This is a genomic window from Streptomyces virginiae (assembly GCF_040638905.1).
Taxonomy (GTDB): domain Bacteria; phylum Actinomycetota; class Actinomycetes; order Streptomycetales; family Streptomycetaceae; genus Streptomyces; species Streptomyces virginiae_B.
Genome location: NZ_JBEZYV010000004.1, coordinates 256,504 through 271,971 on the forward strand (window position 1 = coordinate 256,504; position 15,468 = coordinate 271,971).

The 15,468-nt window shown below is 72.5% G+C and carries 12 protein-coding genes and 1 pseudogene; 10 read left to right on the plus strand and 3 right to left on the minus strand.

The window, feature by feature from the left end; all coding sequences use genetic code 11:
* Nucleotides 1-145 precede the first annotated feature (145 nt).
* Both AB0F82_RS09080 and AB0F82_RS09085 read left to right on the plus strand, forming a co-directional pair.
* A complete protein-coding gene (locus AB0F82_RS09080; RefSeq protein WP_356811489.1) occupies nucleotides 146-898 on the plus strand; it encodes an RNA polymerase sigma factor in 753 nt (250 codons plus the stop codon).
* The gene (locus AB0F82_RS09085; RefSeq protein ID WP_362625189.1) at nucleotides 898-1,947 is read left to right on the plus strand and encodes a hypothetical protein; all 1,050 of its coding nucleotides are present in this window, start codon (nucleotides 898-900) and stop codon (nucleotides 1,945-1,947) included. The genes AB0F82_RS09080 and AB0F82_RS09085 overlap by 1 nt, the downstream gene beginning before the upstream one ends.
* 344 nt (nucleotides 1,948-2,291) lie before the next feature.
* Here AB0F82_RS09085 and AB0F82_RS09090 read toward each other — a convergent pair whose 3' ends face one another.
* Complete coding sequence (locus AB0F82_RS09090; RefSeq protein ID WP_356811430.1) at nucleotides 2,292-3,164, minus strand: L,D-transpeptidase family protein; 873 nt, start codon at nucleotides 3,162-3,164, stop codon at nucleotides 2,292-2,294.
* Nucleotides 3,165-3,343: 179 nt separating this feature from the next.
* Here AB0F82_RS09090 and AB0F82_RS09095 point away from each other — a divergent pair, with 179 nt between their 5' ends.
* A complete protein-coding gene (locus tag AB0F82_RS09095; RefSeq protein WP_362625191.1) occupies nucleotides 3,344-4,924 on the plus strand; it encodes an acyl-CoA mutase large subunit family protein in 1,581 nt (526 codons plus the stop codon).
* 45 nt (nucleotides 4,925-4,969) lie between these two features.
* On the plus strand, nucleotides 4,970-5,623 hold the full coding sequence (leuE, locus tag AB0F82_RS09100) for a leucine efflux protein LeuE (protein WP_362625193.1): 654 nt from the start codon (nucleotides 4,970-4,972) through the stop codon (nucleotides 5,621-5,623).
* A 6-nt stretch (nucleotides 5,624-5,629) separates the two neighbouring features.
* Here the strand turns inward: leuE and AB0F82_RS09105 are convergent, their stop codons facing one another.
* Together AB0F82_RS09105 and AB0F82_RS09110 are read right to left on the minus strand one after the other, a co-directional pair.
* Complete coding sequence (locus AB0F82_RS09105) at nucleotides 5,630-6,964, minus strand: polysialyltransferase family glycosyltransferase (protein ID WP_362625195.1); 1,335 nt, start codon at nucleotides 6,962-6,964, stop codon at nucleotides 5,630-5,632.
* Nucleotides 6,964-7,944, minus strand: coding sequence for a glycosyltransferase family 2 protein (locus AB0F82_RS09110; protein WP_362625197.1), 981 nt, complete (start codon nucleotides 7,942-7,944; stop codon nucleotides 6,964-6,966). Before AB0F82_RS09110 ends, AB0F82_RS09105 begins: the two co-directional genes overlap by 1 nt.
* 177 nt (nucleotides 7,945-8,121) lie before the next feature.
* Between AB0F82_RS09110 and AB0F82_RS09115 the strand changes: the two genes are divergently transcribed.
* The 6 genes and pseudogenes from AB0F82_RS09115 (at nucleotide 8,122) to AB0F82_RS09140 (ending at nucleotide 15,255) form a co-directional block, all read left to right on the plus strand.
* Nucleotides 8,122-9,480: a DUF6716 putative glycosyltransferase gene (locus tag AB0F82_RS09115; RefSeq protein WP_362625198.1), complete on the plus strand. Its 1,359-nt coding sequence runs from the start codon at nucleotides 8,122-8,124 to the stop codon at nucleotides 9,478-9,480.
* Nucleotides 9,477-9,845 (plus strand): annotated as a pseudogene (locus tag AB0F82_RS09120) (cytidylyltransferase domain-containing protein); the annotation flags it as partial. The gene AB0F82_RS09115 and the pseudogene AB0F82_RS09120, both read left to right, overlap by 4 nt.
* 429 nt (nucleotides 9,846-10,274) lie before the next feature.
* Nucleotides 10,275-11,183 carry an N-acetylneuraminate synthase family protein gene (locus tag AB0F82_RS09125; RefSeq protein ID WP_362625338.1) on the plus strand — a complete coding sequence of 303 codons (909 nt, stop codon included), beginning with the start codon at nucleotides 10,275-10,277 and terminating at the stop codon, nucleotides 11,181-11,183.
* Nucleotides 11,184-11,392: 209 nt separating this feature from the next.
* Nucleotides 11,393-12,586, plus strand: coding sequence for a hypothetical protein (locus tag AB0F82_RS09130; protein ID WP_362625200.1), 1,194 nt, complete (start codon nucleotides 11,393-11,395; stop codon nucleotides 12,584-12,586).
* 136 nt (nucleotides 12,587-12,722) lie between these two features.
* On the plus strand, nucleotides 12,723-13,967 hold the full coding sequence (locus AB0F82_RS09135; RefSeq protein WP_362625340.1) for an amidohydrolase: 1,245 nt from the start codon (nucleotides 12,723-12,725) through the stop codon (nucleotides 13,965-13,967).
* A 229-nt stretch (nucleotides 13,968-14,196) separates the two neighbouring features.
* The gene (locus tag AB0F82_RS09140; RefSeq protein ID WP_356811423.1) at nucleotides 14,197-15,255 is read left to right on the plus strand and encodes a BMP family lipoprotein; all 1,059 of its coding nucleotides are present in this window, start codon (nucleotides 14,197-14,199) and stop codon (nucleotides 15,253-15,255) included.
* Nucleotides 15,256-15,468: the final 213 nt, after the last annotated feature.

Here is a 15,468-nt window from a genome sequence, read left to right on the forward strand (position 1 = left end):
GTCAGCGCCAGGGGTGCGTTTTGTGTCACACCTCGCTCCGCGCAGGATTGGTTGCACGTTGTATCACTCGTGGACGAGAGGTGCTTGAAGGCCGTAACGTGCTGATTTGCGCCACACGTACAGGACAGTGAACGGGTTGGGGACTTTGCTGGGGGACGACGCGGAGCTGACCGCCGCGGTGCTCGCGGCACAGGACGGCGACGAGAACGCGTTCCGTGCTGTGTACCGCGCCGTGCACCCACGCCTGCTCGGTTACGTACGCACGCTCGTCGGGGACGGCGACGCCGAGGACGTGACCTCCGAGGCCTGGCTGCAGATAGCCCGCGACCTCGACTCCTTCACCGGCGACGCCGACCGCTTCCGCGGCTGGGCCGCCCGGATCGCCCGCAACCGGGCCCTGGACCACATACGCATGCGCGGCCGCCGGCCCGCCATCGGCGGCGACGACACCGAGCTGACGAGCTGGGCCGCCGAGTGCGACACGGCCGGCGCGGCGATGGAGTCCCTCGACACCGGGCGCACCATGGCGCTCATAGCCCAGTTGCCCCAGGACCAGGCCGAGGCCGTCGTGCTGCGGGTGGTGGTCGGCCTCGACGCCAAGAGCGCGGCCGAGACCCTGGGCAAGCGGCCCGGCGCCGTCCGCACCGCCGCGCACCGCGGACTGAAGAAGCTGGCGGAACTGCTCGCCGCGCAGGGCGCGGACAGCGGCTTCGAGGCCGGTCCGGGCACCGGCGACAAGGCGGGCGTCACGGTCGGTCATAATGCCGATGGCCATGCGTGGGACGGCGGGGGCGGGAGGGATCTCGACGCCGTACCCGCACAGCGTGGCCGGGGCGGGAGCTACGCGGAACAAACCGGTGTGACGCATTCACGTTGGCGGACGCAGAAGGACATGTGATGGCCGACGAGCGCGACAGGTGGCTGGACGAGGCCGCGGCGGAAGCATTCCTGCGCGGCGGACCGACGGAACCTGCGGGGCCGGCCGCCGACACGCGTGCCGCGATGGAGGCCGCCCGGCTGCGGGCCGCCCTGGACGCTCTGGCCGCGATGGCGGTGCCGGCGCCCACGGGCACGGAACTGCCCGGCGAGGGCGTGGCGGTGGACGCCTACCGCGCGGCGCGCGGCGCCGCGCGTTCCACTGCCGTGCGCCCCACTGCCGTGCGCCCCGCCGCCGTGCCGTCCGCGGCCGACGGGTCCGGTGAACCCCTGGTTGACCTCGGCCATGTCATCCCCGCGCCCGCGCCCGCCCGCCGGCGGGCCCGGACCGTGAGCTTCGGCCTGGCCGCGGCCCTCGCGAGCGTCGCCGCCGGCGGACTGGCCGCGGCGGCCGGCGCCGGGCTGCTGGACCGGTCCCGGCACGACACCGCCGGACCCGGGCCGGCGATGTCCGTCAGCGCCGGCGAGAGCCCGGTCCCGGGCGTCGGCACCAGCGCCCCGACCCTCGCTCCGAAGCTGCTGCCCACCCCGCTGCCGGACGGCTCGAACCCGGCGTTCGCCCCCGTGGCGCCGTCGCCGGGCCCGGACGGGCGTACGACACCCGGCACCGTGGCGGGCCCTGACGCCTCCGCGGGCACCACCACGACCGGCGGCGGCGCGGGCAAGGACGGCCAGGACGACCGCAGCGGTCCGGGCGACCGCGAAGGCAGCCGCGACACCCTGGGCGCCGGGGAACTCGCCAAGGACCGCCAGCGCGAGCAGGACAGCCGCCTCAAGGCGGACCTCTGCCAGGAGTACCGCAAGGGCCGCCTCAACGACGACCGGCGCGAGCGGCTCTCGCGTCTGGCCGACGGGCTCCTTCGGATCCCGGCCTACTGCGCCACGGTGCTGGACGGGGAGTCCGACGGCACCAAGCGCCGCGACGCCCCGCTGGAGGGCGGGACGCTCCGGGCGCCGTCGATGTCACCGGCGGTCCCGCAGGGCTCCACGCCCCTGCGTGCGGTCCGCTGAAACGTGCGCTGACCCGCCTGTAACACTTTTCGAACCGGTGACGCAGTACTTATCGAGCCGACTGGTCATCGGCCGCGCATGAGCCGGGGTTCCCCCCGTACCCCTGGGCTCTGCGCAACCGGCGCGGGCGGGGCACGTTCCCCCGGCCCTGCCCGCGCCCTTTACTTCGACCCGTTCAACGGGACAGGCCGTCCGTTCCGCGACACGCCGCTACGGCGGGTCGCGAAAGGGACGGCCTGATGTGTTTCCCCGGCCCGGGGCCGGCTGCGCGGTCGGGCCCGGCGGTGCGGTCGGGGCCTGGTCGGGGCCCGGATCCCGGGCCCCCGGCGTCACCCTTTGCGGGCTCACCAGTAGACGACGACCTTGTCGCCCACCTGCACGTCGTCGAAGAGCTTCGACAGCTTGCCCTTGTCCCGGACGTTCACGCAGCCGTGCGAGGCGCCGGCGTAGCCGCGGGCAGCGAAGTCCGCGGAGTAGTGCACCGCCTGGCCGCCGCTGAAGAACATCGCGTACGGCATCGGCGTGTGGTAGATCGTCGACGTCCACTCCTTGGCCTTCCAGCCCACGTTGAACACGCCCTCGCGGGTCGGGGTGTTCTCCGAGCCGAAGCGCACGTCCATCGTCGAGATGACCTTGCCGTCGATCATCCAGGCGAGGGTGCGGCTCTCCTTGCTGATGCACATGACGCGGCCCGTCATGCAGCGCGGGTCCGGTGCGGCGACCTCGTTGACGGTCGGCGGGCGCAGCTCGTCGGCGGTGGGCTTCTTGCTGGAGTTCTGGATCTTCTTCCAGGTCTTCTCGTCGACCCCGCCGGTCGCGTCCAGACCGTTCTTCGACTGGAAGGACTTCACCGCGGCCGTGGTCTTCGAGCCGTAGAAACCGGTCGGCGCCACCGTCATCAGCTTGAGCTGCTTCAGACGGGCCTGCAGCTCGCGGACCTGCTCGCTCTCGTCGCCGTTGGCCATGATCTGCTTCACCGAGGGCGAAGGCGAGGCCGACGGGGAGGCAGAGGCGGACGCCGAGGCCGACGGCGAGGGCTCACCGGGCTTGTTGTCGGCGGTCGGAGAGGCTTCGGGGGTGGCGCCCGCCGTGGGCGTTGACGGCGCCGCGGAGGAGGAGCCGGCCGACTCCGTCTTCTGCGGACCGCAGGCGGTCGCGGCGAGCGCGACGGCGGTGGCCACCCCGATCGTGCGGATTATGACTCTCTGGCGCTGCATTGCAGTCCCCCGGTTTCTACGTCGTGTATCTAGGTGATGCCTGGCGCGCGTGGAGAGTTGCACAGGGTCCCGGGATGTTGCGCCATTGTGACCAGCAACCGTCCGCAGCCTTACGAAGCGACGCGCGGGCAAGGTTGTATCAGCCCCGGGCCCGGTTGCTCTACGGAGGACTTCGTCACATGGCAAGCACGGAGAGCGGAATCCCGATCGAACCGGTCTACGGCCCGGGCGATCTGACGGAATGGGACCCCGAGGTCCAATTGGGTGCACCTGGGGACTTCCCCTACACCCGAGGGATTTATCCGAACATGTACACCGGTCGGCCGTGGACGATGCGGCAGTACGCCGGTTTCGGCACGGCCACCGAGTCCAACGCCCGCTACCGGCAGCTCATCGCGGGCGGCGGCACCGGGCTGTCCGTCGCCTTCGACCTGCCGACCCAGATGGGCCACGACTCCGACGCGCCCCTCGCCCACGGCGAGGTCGGCAAGGTCGGGGTCGCCGTCGACTCGCTCGACGACATGCGGACGCTGTTCGACGGGATCCCCCTCGACCGGGTCTCCACCTCCATGACGATCAACGCGCCCGCGGCGCTGCTCCTGCTGCTCTACCAGCTGGTCGCGGAGGAACAGGGCATCCCGGGCACGCAGCTGACGGGGACGATCCAGAACGACGTCCTGAAGGAGTACATCGCCCGGGGGACGTACATCTTCCCGCCCGGCCCCTCGCTGCGGCTGACGGCCGACACCTTCCGCTACTGCCGGGCCGAGATCCCCCGGTGGAACACCATCTCCATCTCCGGCTACCACATGGCCGAAGCGGGGGCCTCGCCCGCGCAGGAGGTGGCCTTCACCCTCGCCGACGGCATCGCCTACGTCCGTACCGCCCTCGCGGCCGGGATGGCGGTCGACGAGTTCGCGCCCCGGCTGTCCTTCTTCTTCGTCGCCCGCACCACCCTGCTGGAGGAGGTCGCGAAGTTCCGTGCCGCCCGGCGGATCTGGGCCCGCGTCATGCGCGAGGAGTTCGGGGCGCGGGATGCGAAGTCGATGATGCTGCGCTTCCACACCCAGACCGCCGGGGTCCAGCTCACCGCGCAGCAGCCCGAACTGAACCTCGTACGCGTCGCCGTGCAGGCACTCGCCGCCGTGCTGGGCGGCACGCAGTCGCTGCACACCAACTCCTTCGACGAGGCGATCGCACTGCCCACGGAGAAGTCGGCCCGCCTCGCGCTGCGCACCCAGCAGGTCCTCGCGTACGAAACGGACGTACCGCACACCGTGGACCCCTTCGCCGGGTCGTACGCGGTGGAGCGGATGACGGACGAACTGGAGGCGGCGGCCCTGGCGCTGATGCGGCGGGTCGAGGAGCAGGGCGGGGCGGTGGCCGCGATCGAGGCCGGCTTCCAGAAGGCGGAGATCGAGCGGAACGCCTACCGCATCGCGCGGGAGACCGACAGCGGCGAGCGGGTGGTCGTCGGCGTCAACCGCTTCGCGCTGGAGCGCGAGGAGCCGTACGAGCCGCTGCGCGTGGACCCCGCGATCGAGGAGCGGCAGTGCGCGGCGCTGGCGCGACTGCGGGCGGAGCGCGACGGGGCGGCGGTGGCGGCGGCGCTCGGGGCACTGCGGGAGGCGGCCGCGGGCACGCGGAACGTTCTGTACCCGATGAAGGAGGCGCTGCGCGCGCGGGCCACGGTGGGCGAGGTGTGCGGGGCGCTGCGGGAGGTGTGGGGGACGTACGAGCCCAGCGGTTCCACATGGTGAAACCCATTCGACTGTCAGGTGTGTCCTCATGGGACACTCCTGCCCATGCTGGGTGTCACCGATCTGCCGACGTACCTCGCCGGCCTCGTCCTGATCATTCTGTTGCCGGGACCGAACTCGCTCTACGTGTTGTCCGTCGCCGCCCGCCGCGGTGTGCGCACGGGCTACAAGGCCGCCGCCGGGGTGTTCACCGGTGACGCCGTGCTGATGGCGCTGACCGCGGTGGGCGCCGGGGCGCTGCTCCGGGCGAGCCCGCTGGTCTTCACCGTGGTGAAATTCCTCGGCGCCGGGTACCTGGCCTGGCTGGCCGTCGGGATGATGCGGGGCGCCTGGGCGCTGTGGCGCACGCGCCAGGAGCGGGACGGGGCGCGGGCAGACGCCGGCCCCGCCGACCCGGCCGGGAACGAGCGGCCCTACCGCCGTGCCCTGCTGATCAGCCTCCTCAACCCGAAGGCCATCCTCTTCCTGATGTCCTTCTTCGTGCAGTTCGTGGAGCCGTCCTACGCCTACCCGGCACTGTCGTTCCTGGTCCTCGGCGGGCTGCTGCAGACCGGCAGCTTCCTCTACCTGACGCTGCTGATATTCGGCGGCACCCGCCTCTCGGAGGCCTTCCGCCGCCGCAAGCGGCTGTCGGCCGGGGCGACCTCGGCCGCGGGCGTGCTGTTCCTGGGCTTCGCGGCCAAACTGGCCGCCGGCTGAGACCCCTCAGCCGGCGACGCGGCGCAGGGTCCGGGCCATGCGCCGCACCGTCCGGCTGCGCGCCAGGAACGACAGCCGGGCGGGGATGCCGCCCGGCAGGCCCAGCGTCGTCAGCCGGCGCCGCGTGAAGTACCGCCGGGTGGCGGGCGTCAGATGCGCGGCCAGGTACGCCTCGGCCGCGGCCCGGCGCGCGGCCAGGATCTGCGGCTGCATCGTGAACCCGACGGCCGTCAGCAGCCCGGCCCGCTCCGCTCCCGCCCGCCCGACGGACGCGGGCGTCCACGCGCGGACCGCCTCCGGGTCCGCCAGGTCCGGCAGCAGCGAGTCCACCAGTGCCAGCGGTACCCGGTTGCTGTTCTGGTACGGGGCCAGGCGGGCCAGCACGGCCCCGGTGCCGGTGCGCGCGACGGGCAGACCGTACAGCGTCGCGGCGGTCAGCAGGCCCGTGGAGAAGCAGCCGACGACCAGCGCCGGGCGCAGCCGCCCGTAGAGCGTCTCGGCCGGCACCGGGCTGCCGGCCACGGTGAGCCGGGCGCCGAGCCGTTCGGCTTCCGCCGCGGCCCGGTGGGCGTACTCGGCCGGCGCGCTGGGGTGGGGCTTGAAGACCAGCTCCCGGTGGCCGAGGGCGAAGGCGCCCCGGACCATCGAAGCGTGCAGCTCCTCCTCCTCGTCCGCGGTCATCAGGTCGAGCGCCGACAGGTACTGGCCCAGCAGCAGGGCCGGAGACTCCCCGACGCCGTCCAGGTCCGTACCGTGCTGGGGGAGCTCCGCGAGGACCTTCAGGAAGGACTCCGCGGGCACCAGCTCCAGCCGCGCCCCGAACTCCGTCAGCAGCAGCGGCTTCAGGCCGGGCACCAGGTCCAGGTGGAGCACCCGCCGTACGCGCATCCCGAGCTGCGGGTCGAGGCGGAAGCGGGTGGGGCCGTAGCTCATCAGCCCGTCGGCGTAGACGTCGACCGCCGCGCCCGGGAAGAGCCGGCACAGGGACTGGGCGGGGGGCACCTGGAGGGACTCCACGACCAGCTCGACCCGGTCCTCGCCCAGGCCCCACAGGGTGCGCAGCTGCCGCTCCCAGATCGGGACGTCCTCGGCGCGCGGGGCCCAGGTGCTCGGATGCTGCGGCTCGATCACGGCGTTCCAGTCGAGCACCTCGTCGAAGCGGGTGCGCAGGGCGGCGAAGCCCGGCATGCCCGCCACTCCCGGGGTCACCTCGGCGGTGACGGCGTGGTTGCTGGTGAGCAGGATCCGGCGGCCCGCGGGCGGGAAGCAGCCCGCGTCGACACCCGCCGCGAGCGTGGCCGCACCGTAGAGGGTGGAGGCCAGGAAGATCTGCGTGAGCATCAGGCGGTCGCCCCCGACGGGGTGCGGCGGCTGCCGCGCAGGCGGCGCAGGACCGTGGAGCGCTCGACGTCCATGGAGTCCAGCACCTGATCCAGCACGTCCTGGGGCATGCGGCCGAGCGCGGCCGCGCTCATGAGGCGGAGTTTCTTGGCCACGGCCGGTTCGTACCTTTCGATGGACCCGAAATGGTGCGCGATGATTGCGCAATACGTTCGGATGGATTTCGGGAGCAGGAGATCGGATTCCCGGTCGGTGGCGACGTCGGCGAGGACCTGGTCGAATGCCCGGATGAAATCGAGCTGCCGTTCGTCCTTGATCTGCGTCAACGAGGTGGAAACCCCGCGCCGGTAGAAGACCCCCGGCAGTCCGACCGCCGCGAAGGACCCGGCCTCCCGGTGCAGCCGCCAGATCCACGGCCGGTCCTCCGCCGTGCGCAGCCCGTCGGTGAAGTGCAGCAGGCCGCGGTCCAGCAGCCGCCGGTGGTACATGCCGGCCCAGGCGTACGGATAGTCCACCGAGGTCGCCCGGTCGGCGGGCAGGATCGCGCCGCGCGGATCGGCGACGACGGACTGCGGACCGAAGGGGACGCGCTGCACGCTCCGCGTCCGGCCCGTGCAGCGCACATGGTCGGTGCGGATGAAATCGCAGCTCAGGAACTCTATGGCGGCCAGCATCCGGGCGAGGTGGCCGGGAGCCAGCCAGTCGTCCCCGTCCAGGAAGGCGAGGTACTCGCCGCGGGCCGCCTCCAGCCCGGTGTTCCGTGCGGTGGCCAGGCCGCCGTTGCGCTCGTGTCTGAGGTGCACCGCCCCCGGCAGCTCGCGCGCCGCCCGTTCCAGCAGGTCGGGCGTCCGGTCCGTCGAGCAGTCGTCGACGAGCAGGAACTCGAAATCCTCCCGGGCGTTCAGTTCGAGACTCTTCAGGGCGTCCGGTGCGTATGTCTGCACGTTGAAGAACGGCACGACGACAGAGAGCTTGGGCACCCGCGAGACATTAGGACGCCCGCCCGGCATTCGCTGTGGCCCGGGTGCGGATTTCACGTGAACGGCGCGGGGCGGGCGGGTGAACCCGTGCGCTTTCGCATTCAGTCGACGCGTTGTTAACCAGCTGTTGTGCGTTCGTTGGGCCGATCACCGAAATTGCGCAATAGCTTCTGCCGCGTGCCAGAACGCAAACGCGTCGCCGTACTCGCCGATTCCGACACGAGATGGAAATGGGGCGCATCGACCGCCCGCCGTCTCGTGCCCGACCACCGGCTCACCGGATACCTGCTGCGCGGCCGTGCCACGCCCACCGCGCGCCAGCTCGGCGAGGTGGGGGTGCGGGCCGACCGGCTGGCCGAGGTGACCTGCGCCGAGTTCCTCGCCGAGATCGGACGCGAGCAGTACGACGTGGTCGTCCTCGCGCTCGTCGGCGGGGCCGTCCAAGCGGTCCTGCACGGCGCTCGCGCCCTGTGGCCGGCTCCCGCCAGGCGCCCCGTCCTCGTCACCGGCTACGTCGGAGTCGTGTACGAGAAGCTCGCCGACGGGCTGCTGCTGCGGCACGGGGCCGACCTCGTCCTCGCCAACTCCCGCCACGACGCGCAGCGCTTCCGCGCCGTGTACGAGGGGGTCGGCGCGGACGCCGGCGCCGTCACCGAGACCGCGCTGCCCTTCTTGGGCGGGGCGCCGTACGAGCCGGCCGGGCGCCGGGCCCCCACGGTGGTCTTCGCCGTACAGCCCTCCGTACCCGACAACCGCGCCGACCGCGCCTACCTGCTGGAACGCGCGGCCCGCCACGCCCGGCTGCACCCCGAACGCGAGGTGCTGGTCAAACTGCGCAGCAAGCCCGGGGAGCACACCACGCACCTGGAGGAGCAGCCCTACCAGCGGCTCGCCGAGCGCGTCCCGGGCGGACTGCCCGCCAACTGCCGGCTGGTGTACGGGAACATGAGCGAGGTGCTGGACGGCACCGACCTGCTGGTCACCGTCTCCTCCACGGCCGCCCTGGAGTCCCTGCACCGCTCCGTACCGACGGCGGTCCTCACCGACCTCGGCATCCGCGAGGCCCTCGGCAACCACCACTTCCTGGGCTCCGGCTGCCTGGCCTCCTGGGACCAGCTCGACTCCGGGCTGCTGCCCGAGGGCGACCCGGTCTGGCTCGCCGCCCACGGCGTACGGCCGACCGGTACCCCGGTCCCGGCCGGCCCGGCCCCGGAGGCCGCGGCGGGAACGGCCGCGGACGGTGACGCCTACGCCGTCGCCCGGGCCAAGGTCGCCGGACTGCTGGCCGCGGCCCGGCTGCCCCCGCCCGCCCCCTACTACACGCCCACCACGGCCCCCGGATACCTCCCCGGCGTCCTCGCCCGGCACCGCCTCGCACCGGACGGCACCCCGCTGCCCGGCGCCGCACGGCCGGAGGCGGGGGAGTCCCGGCTGCGCCGCCGGCTCCGCGCCCACCTGCGCGAGGCCGCCCGCGGGGCGTACCGCCACGGGGTGCAGCGCGTCGCCCCGGTGATCCGAAGGCTGGGGGAGCTGTGAGGGTCCTCGCCGTCATCCCCGCCCGCGGCGGCTCCAAGGGGGTCCCCGGCAAGAACCTCGCCGACGTCGGCGGCACCCCGCTCGTCGCCCGCGCCGTCCTGGCGTGCCGGGCCGCGCCGAGCGTCACCGACGTGGTCGTCTCCACCGACTCCGCGGCCATCGCGGAGGCCGCCCGCGCCGCGGGCGCCGACGTGATCGCCCGCCCCACCGCCCTCTCCGGCGACACCGCGAGCAGCGAGGCGGCCGTCCTGCACGCGCTCGCCGCCTTCGAGGAACTGCACTCGCTCACCGTGGACGTGGTCCTCCTCGTCCAGTGCACCAGCCCCTTCCTCGCCGCCTCCGACGTCGAGTCGGTCGCCGTGGCCGTCACCACCGGGGCCGCCGACTCGGCCCTGACCGCGGCCTCCTTCCACGGCTTCCTCTGGCGCGACGACCCCGACGGCCACGGGACCGGGGTCAACCACGAGCCCGCGTACCGGCCCCGCCGCCAGGACCGGCCGCAGGACCTGCTGGAGACCGGCGCCGCCTACGCCATGGACGCCGCCGGCTTCCGCACCGCCCGCCACCGCTTCTTCGGCCGCACCCTGCCCGTCCCCACCGACCCCGCCCGGGTCCTGGAGATCGACGACCCGCACGACCTGGCCCGCGCCCGGCTGCTCGCCCCGCTCCTCGACCCGCTGCTCGACCCGCGCCCCGGCGCCCCCGCAGACCCGCGGGCCGACGCGCACACCGCCCCGGACCCCGACCCGCAGCCCACACCCCGTACACCCCCGCACCGAAGGACGCCCCCTGCCATGACCTCCCACCCCGACCCGCGCCTGCGCACCTTCGGAGCGCGCACCGCCGGCCCCGGCCGCCCCGTCTACGTCGTCGGCGAGATCGGCATCAACCACAACGGCGACCTCGGCAACGCCTTCGCCCTCATCGACGCCGCCGCCGAAGCGGGCTGCGACGCCGTGAAGTTCCAGAAGCGCACCCCGGAGATCTGCACCCCGCGCGACCAGTGGGACATCGAGCGCGACACCCCCTGGGGCCGGATGACCTACATCGACTACCGCCACCGCGTCGAGTTCGGCGAGGACGAGTACCGCGCCGTCGACGAGCACTGCGCCAAGCGCGGCATCGACTGGTTCGCCTCCCCGTGGGACACCGAGGCCGTCGCCTTCCTGGAGAAGTTCGACGTCCCCGCCCACAAGGTGGCCTCCGCCTCCCTCACCGACGACGAACTGCTGCGCGCCCTGCGCGCCACCGGCCGCACCGTCGTGCTGTCCACCGGCATGTCCACCCCGCACCAGATCCGCCACGCCGTCGAGGTGCTCGGCAGTGCCAACATCCTCCTCTGCCACGCCACATCGACGTACCCGGCCAAGGCCGAGGAGCTCAACCTGCGGGTCATCAACACCCTGCGCGACGAGTACCCCAACGTCCCGATCGGCTACTCCGGCCACGAGACGGGCCTGCAGACCACCCTCGCCGCCGTCGCACTCGGCGCCACCTTCGTCGAGCGCCACATCACCCTCGATCGCGCGATGTGGGGCTCCGACCAGGCCGCCTCCGTCGAACCGGGAGGCCTGGCCCGCCTGGTCCGCGACATCCGCACCATCGAGACCGCCCTCGGCGACGGGGTCAAGCGCGTCTACGAGTCCGAGCTCGGCCCCATGAGGAAGCTCCGCCGCGTCCGCGGCGAGCTCGCTCCCGTCTGAGGGCTGTCCCGTAATCCCCGGCGGGCGCACGACGGCAGCCACGGCACCTCGCCGCGTTGTCGGAACGCCCGGATACGCCCGGTATCAGGACGCTCTCCGCCTTGCGGTGCACCGCATCTGACGCAGCGCGCTGATCCACCGGGGATTACGGGACAGCCCTCAGGCCGTCTCTTCCGGATCCTGCCGGGCCCCCAGACAAAGGAGTACGTGTGAGCACCTCCGCCTCCACCCTGGCGCTCGTCGAGAGCCCGGTCCAACTCCTCAACGTGCTGGAGTGGGCGTACGCGCGCGCCGCCGCGCCCGGCAGACCGCTGTTCGGCGTCCCGAGCCAGCGCCCGCGCCGCGCCGGACGGAACGTGCGGGCGGAGCCCGGCCCGCGCCCGGTGGGCGCGCTCGAACCCGTGCGGATCGTGGTGCTGCCGCCCACCGACCCCATGTCCCGCGGCCAGCTGCGCCGGATGGCGGCACTGGCCCGGGACGAGGGGTGCGAGGTGCGGTGGCAGGAGGCGCGCGGCAGCCGGCTCGCCCCGGTGAAGGCGCTCGCCGCCCTGGCACGCGACGTCCGCGCGTCGCGCACCGTCGTCGTCGGCGACCCCTTCTCCCGCTACGTCCAGCTCCTGCTCACCCTGGTGCGCGCCGAGGAGCTCGTCGTGGTCGACGACGGCACCGCCACCATGGAGTTCGTCGCGCAGACCGCCCGCGGCGAACGCCTCGTGCGCTGGCATCGGGTCGGCGGCGGCGGGCTGCCGGGCCGCGTCCGCGAGCTGGCGTACGCGCCCGTCTCCGCGGCCGCTCGGCGCCGCTTCGTCCCGGACCGGTCCGGCGCCGGCGCCCACCCGGAGCCGGGGCGGGCACACCGCGTCGAGGTGTTCACCTCCATGCCGGTCGCCCCGCACGGCGGGATGGCGCTGCGGCCCAACGAGTTCGCCTGGACCCGCGCCCGCTTCGGCCCGCCCCGCCTCACCAAGGGCACCGACCTGGTCGGCACCTCGCTCGTCGAGACCGGCGTGGTGGACCCGGACCGCTACCTGGACGCGGTCCGCTCCCTCACCCTGGAGCACGGCGCCACCCGCTACTTCGCGCACCGCCGCGAGTCCCCGGAGAAACTGCGCGCGCTGAGCCGGGCGACCGGGCTGCAGATCGTACGCCCGGACCTGCCGCTGGAGCTGATCGCGCGTCGCGGTCCCGTCGGCCGGACGGTCCTCAGTTTTCCGTCCACGGTCGTCCACACGCTGCCCTACGCCCTGACCGGTACCGGTGTCACCGTCGCCGTGTGCGACGTCGACCCGGCCTGGCTCACCGGCTCCGCGTCCCCCCGCGCGCGCAGCTTCCTCGCGGGGGTCACCGACACCGCTCGTGATGTGCACAGACTGCCCGCCCAGGCGGCGCCCACGGCCGGATGAGCGCGCGAGTTTACCCCCGCGTCAACCCGGTCATGCGTCCAGAGGCGGTGTTTCTTTCCCCTAACGGCATGAACTTTCGTGATCCCCGGTCAGTTGGCCCATCCGTGCGCCTACCCTTCAACGGGTGAACCAGTTGATGTCCCGCGAGTCCCAGACCCTCCAGCCCGTCGCGTCCGACCGGCCCGAGCTGCCCGGCAAACTTCCGGACCACCTGCGCACCGAACTGATCGCCTTCCGCCGGGACTTGCACATGCACCCGGAGCTCGGACACCAGGAATTCCGCACCACCGCGGCGATCAAGGCCAGGCTTGAGGAAGCCGGCCTGCGACCACGGGTCCTGAAGTCCGGCACCGGCCTGATCTGTGACGTGGGCACCTGGGACGGAGGCCGGCCGATGCTGGCCCTGCGCGCGGACATCGACGCCCTGCCCATCCCGGACGCCAAGACGCACGTCTCGTACCGCTCGACCTCCCCGGACCGCGCCCACGCCTGCGGCCACGACGTGCACACCGCCGTCGTCCTCGGCGCCGGCCTCGTCCTCGCCGAGCTCGACCGCCAGGGTCTCCTGCCCCGGCCCGTACGGCTGCTCTTCCAGCCCGCCGAGGAGGTGCTGCCCGGCGGCGCCACCGACGCCATCGAATCCGGGGTGCTGGACGGCGTGGGCCGGATCGTCGCCGTCCACTGCGACCCCCGGGTCGACGCCGGGCGGATCGGACTGCGGCCCGGCCCCATCACCTCCGCCTGCGACCGGCTGGAGGTCAGCCTCACCGGATCCGGCGGGCACACCGCCCGGCCGCACCTGACCACCGACCTGGTGACGGCCGCCGCCCGCGTGGCCATCGACGCCCCCGCGCTGCTCGCCCGCCGGATGGACGCCCGCTCCGGCATGTCGGTCACCTGGGGCCGGATCGAGTCCGGGCACGCCTGCAACGTGATCCCGATGCACGCCGAGCTGTCCGGAACCGTACGGTGCCTGGACCTGGCCGCCTGGCACGAGGCGCCGGACATGATCCACGCGGCGATCGACGAGATCGCGACCATGCACGGGGCCAAGTTCGAGATCAACCACGTGCGCGGGGTGCCGCCGGTGGTCAACGACCCGGTGATCACGGAACTGCTGCGCGAGGCGATGGGGGCCCGGCGCGGCGCCGAGTCGGTCGAGGACACCGAGCAGAGCCTGGGCGGGGAGGACTTCTCCTGGTACCTGGAACACGTGCCGGGCGCCATGGCCCGCCTCGGGGTCCGCACGCCGGGCGACACCGCCAAGCGCGACCTGCACCGCGGGGACTTCGACGTGGACGAGGACGCGATCGCCGTCGGGGTCGAGTTCTTCACGGCCGCCGCACTGATCGACGGCCGCCGCACGCCGCCCTCCATGTAGCGATCCGGCCGAACTGCTTACAACATCGGCGAGCCTCCCGGCGGGCGTGTCCAGCCCTTGGTACACAAGGGCTGGACGTCCTGGCAGTTACCGATCGGTCACTGTCCGGTTCGCGACGATCCGATAACGACTCATGAACGGGCCTTTAACTGACATCTACGCGCGTTACGATCGCCGCGAAACCAGCGCCGGTCGTGGCGCTTCGGTCAGGTTTTGAAGGAGCCTCCCCTTGCGCCGGATCACCAGGATCGCCACCGTGGGCATCGCGTCCGCGGCGCTGGCCCTCTCGGCCACCGCCTGTGGCGGAAAGAAGTCCTCTGACGCCTCCTCCTCCCCCTCGGAGTCGGGTCAGAAGTCCGCAGCCATCGCGTACGACATCGGTGGCCGCGGCGACCAGTCGTTCAACGACGCCGCCTACGCCGGTCTGAAGAAGGCCGAGACCGACCTGAAGATCAAGGGCGCCGAGGCGGAGCCCACCGACGGCGAGGGCGAGGCCGACAAGGTCCAGCGCCTCACCGAGCTCGCCCGCAAGGGCAACAACCCGGTCATCGGCGTCGGCTTCGCCTACGCCCCGGCCATCAAGAAGGTCGCGCCGAAGTTCCCGAAGACCACCTTCGGCATCATCGACGACACCTCGGTGACCGGCGAGAACATCGCCAACCTGGTCTTCAACGAGGAGCAGGGCTCCTACCTGGCCGGCGTCGCCGCCGCCAAGGCGTCCAAGACCGGCACGGTCGGCTTCATCGGCGGTGTCGAGGTTCCGCTGATCAAGAAGTTCGAGGCGGGCTTCGCCCAGGGTGTCAAGGACACCAACCCGAACGCCAAGGTGCTCTCCGCGTACCTGACCCAGCCGCCGAACTTCGACGGTTTCGCCAAGCCCGACCTGGGCAAGGCCGCCGCGCAGGGCCAGCTCGACGCGGGCGCCGACGTGATCTACGCCGCCGCCGGCCTCGCCGGTTCCGGTGCCATCGAGGCCGCTTCCGCCAAGGGCAAGTGGGCCATCGGCGTCGACTCCGACCAGTACAACCAGGCCGGTCTGGCGAAGTACAAGGACTCCATCCTGACCTCGGTCACCAAGGACGTCTCGGACTCCGTCTTCAACCTGATCAAGTCGGTCGAGGACGGCAAGCCCACCACCGGTGAGATCCGCTACGGCCTGGACAAGGACGGCGTCGGCCTGGCCGACTCCAACCCGAAGTACAAGGAGATGACCGACGTCATCGCCGCGGTGGAGAAGGCCAAGGCCGACATCATCGCCAAGAAGATCACCGTCAAGACCGCCCCGTAAGGCAGTCCCTGACGTGTAGTCCTGGTCTCCGGGGTCCGGGAAGCGGTCGACATCGCTCCCGGGCCCCGAGCCACGTTCTGTGATCACTAGTCTGTGACCAAGTGGCCGTACTGGCCGCGAGTTTTCACTTCCGACAGTGCTACGCGCGTAGAAGCATCGTGGACGCGATACTTTCACTCCCCGCCCTGTCCCCCCTGCCTTCCGCTCCTTTCG

Bases quoted from the DNA above. Each gene is read 5' to 3' on its own strand.
- AB0F82_RS09085 (WP_362625189.1), top strand. From the start codon at position 898: ATGGCCGACGAGCGCGACAGGTGGCTGGACGAGGCCGCGGCGGAAGCA.
- AB0F82_RS09090 (WP_356811430.1), bottom strand. From the start codon at position 3,164: ATGCAGCGCCAGAGAGTCATAATCCGCACGATCGGGGTGGCCACCGCC.
- AB0F82_RS09095 (WP_362625191.1), top strand. From the start codon at position 3,344: ATGGCAAGCACGGAGAGCGGAATCCCGATCGAACCGGTCTACGGCCCG.
- leuE (WP_362625193.1), top strand. From the start codon at position 4,970: ATGCTGGGTGTCACCGATCTGCCGACGTACCTCGCCGGCCTCGTCCTG.
- AB0F82_RS09105 (WP_362625195.1), bottom strand. From the start codon at position 6,964: ATGCTCACGCAGATCTTCCTGGCCTCCACCCTCTACGGTGCGGCCACG.
- AB0F82_RS09125 (WP_362625338.1), top strand. From the start codon at position 10,275: ATGACCTCCCACCCCGACCCGCGCCTGCGCACCTTCGGAGCGCGCACC.
- AB0F82_RS09135 (WP_362625340.1), top strand. From the start codon at position 12,723: ATGTCCCGCGAGTCCCAGACCCTCCAGCCCGTCGCGTCCGACCGGCCC.